At 68.2% G+C, this 2,192-nt stretch carries 2 protein-coding genes; one reads left to right on the forward strand and one right to left on the reverse strand.

Going from position 1 to position 2,192, the window contains the following annotated elements; genetic code table 11:
* Window positions 1-190: 190 nt before the first annotated feature.
* On the reverse strand, window positions 191-493 hold the full coding sequence (locus tag ACFT41_RS32175; protein WP_377590514.1) for a M23 family metallopeptidase: 303 nt from the start codon (window positions 491-493) through the stop codon (window positions 191-193).
* Window positions 494-752: 259 nt separating this feature from the next.
* Here ACFT41_RS32175 and ACFT41_RS32180 point away from each other — a divergent pair, with 259 nt between their 5' ends.
* On the forward strand, window positions 753-2,099 hold the full coding sequence (locus tag ACFT41_RS32180) for an ABC transporter substrate-binding protein (RefSeq protein ID WP_377590512.1): 1,347 nt from the start codon (window positions 753-755) through the stop codon (window positions 2,097-2,099).
* Window positions 2,100-2,192 lie beyond the last annotated feature (93 nt).

Genomic DNA, 2,192 nt, shown 5'->3' on the forward strand with positions numbered 1-2,192 from the left:
GCGCAAGGAAGGGCCCCCTGTTAACGCATTCTGTTGCACAGGGGGCCCTTCCTTGCGCCAGCGCGGCGGTCAGCAGCGCGGCACGTTCGGGTGACCGTACTGCCGCTGGTCTGGCAGTGGATCGTCACCTTCGTCCCGTCCGCCACCGTGCCGACCGAGGAGTACCCGGCGCCCGGGCCGGAGCGGACGGTCAGCGGGGTGCCGCTGGTGTCGACCGTGCCGGAGCCGGTGCTCGACGAGCCGTTGTTGTCGGCCGCTGCTCGTAGTGCAGGTGCGGGCCGGTGGAGCCGCCGGTGCTGCCGACCCAGCCGAGCACCTTGCCGTAGCCGACGCCCTGGCCGACCGAGACGTTGAAGCCGTCGAGGTGCGCGTAGTAGTAGGTGGCATAGCCGCCGCCGTGGTCGATGCGGACGTACTTGCCGTAGCTGGTGCCGCCGAGGTCGGCCGCGATCAGCGCGCCGACCGCCGCGAGGCCGAACCACCGCTTACGCATCCAGCACCTCCGATGTCAATAAGCTTCAATCGATCGCCTTCAGCGTGACAGGATCCTGCACCGGCCGAAAGGGGTCACGGCGGGCCGAACACCCCCACCGGTGGGAGCGCGCCCACCGCCGGTGAGCTGGTTTCGGGATTGTTACTCGTCCGTGTCCGGCCGGGGGTGGACGTGCACCAATGCAAGCGCTTACATGTGGTGACGCCCATCGGACCGGCGCCGGTTGAACACGACCGCGCCGGCAAGGAAGGAGAACGGCATGGCGGTCTTTGCCAGACCACGCCAGGCTCTCGCGGTCGCCGGCGTACTGGGGCTGGCGCTCAGCGTCACTGCCTGTGGCACCGGCGACGACAAGAGCAGCGACAAGGCGAGCTCCGCGGAATGCGCGGCATACGAGAAGTACCAGGGCAACGACGGCAAGAAGGTCACGATCTACTCGTCGATCCGGGACATCGAGGCCGACCGGCTGGACGAGTCCTGGAAGCAGTTCGAGGACTGCACCGGCATCGAGATCGACCACGAGGGCAGCGGTGAGTTCGAGGCCCAGCTCGGTGTCCGGGTCGACGGCGGCAACGCGCCCGACCTCGCCTTCATCCCGCAGCCGGGTCTGCTCAAGCGGTTCGTCGACGCTGGCAAGCTCAAGGCTGCCGGCGCCGACACCAAGGCGACGGCCGAGCAGAACTACTCGCCCGACTGGCTGAAGTACAGCACCGTGAACGGCCAGTTCTACGGCGCCCCGCTCGGCTCGAACGTCAAGTCCTTCGTGTGGTACTCGCCGAAGACGTTCAAGGAGAAGGGCTGGACCGTCCCCACCACCTGGGACGAGCTCATGGCCCTGAGCGACAAGATCGCGGCGAGCGGCACCAAGCCGTGGTGCGCCGGCATCGAGTCCGGTGACGCCACCGGCTGGCCGGCCACCGACTGGATCGAGGACCTGATGCTGCGGACGCAGACCCCCGAGGTCTACGACCAGTGGACCACCCACGGCATCCCGTTCAACGACCCGAAGGTCGCCGAGGCCCTCGACAAGGCCGGCACCATCCTGAAGAACGAGAAGTACGTCAACGGCGGCTTCGGCGGCGTCAAGAGCATCGCCACCACCTCCTTCCAGGAGGCGGGCACGCCGGTCACCACCGGCAAGTGCGCCCTGCACCGCCAGGCGTCCTTCTACGCCAACCAGTGGCCCGAGGGCACGAAGGTGGCCGAGGACGGCGACGTCTTCGCGTTCTACTTCCCGGCCATCGACCCGGCCAAGGGCAAGCCGGTGCTCGGCGGCGGCGAGTTCGTCGCGGCCTTCGCCGACCGCCCCGAGGTCCAGGCCGTGCAGACCTACCTGGCCTCCGGCGAGTACGCCAACAGCCGCGCCAAGATCGGCGACTGGGTGTCCGCCAACAACAAGCTCGACCTGGCGAACGTGCCGAACCCGGTCGACAAGCTCTCCGTGCAGATCCTCCAGGACCAGAAGACCGTCTTCCGGTTCGACGGTTCCGACCTGATGCCGGCCGCCGTCGGCGCCGGAACGTTCTGGAAGGGCATGGTCGAGTGGGTCAACGGCAAGGACACCGCCGCTGTGCTCCAGGGCATCGAGAGCAGCTGGCCGAAGTGATCTGAGGCGGTGGTGGGGCCCCCGCGCGGGGGGGCCCCCCCCCGGGATTTGGAACCCCGGGGGGGGTTGTGTGGGGGGGGTTTAAAAAAAAAC

The sequence above is a fragment of the Micromonospora sp. NPDC057141 genome (assembly GCF_042670805.1).
Lineage (GTDB): Bacteria > Actinomycetota > Actinomycetes > Mycobacteriales > Micromonosporaceae > Micromonospora.

What these genes read in the sequence shown, in the direction of transcription:
- ACFT41_RS32175 (WP_377590514.1), bottom strand. Translation starts at nt 493, where the DNA reads ATGCGTAAGCGGTGGTTCGGCCTCGCGGCGGTCGGCGCGCTGATCGCG.
- ACFT41_RS32180 (WP_377590512.1), top strand. Translation starts at nt 753, where the DNA reads ATGGCGGTCTTTGCCAGACCACGCCAGGCTCTCGCGGTCGCCGGCGTA.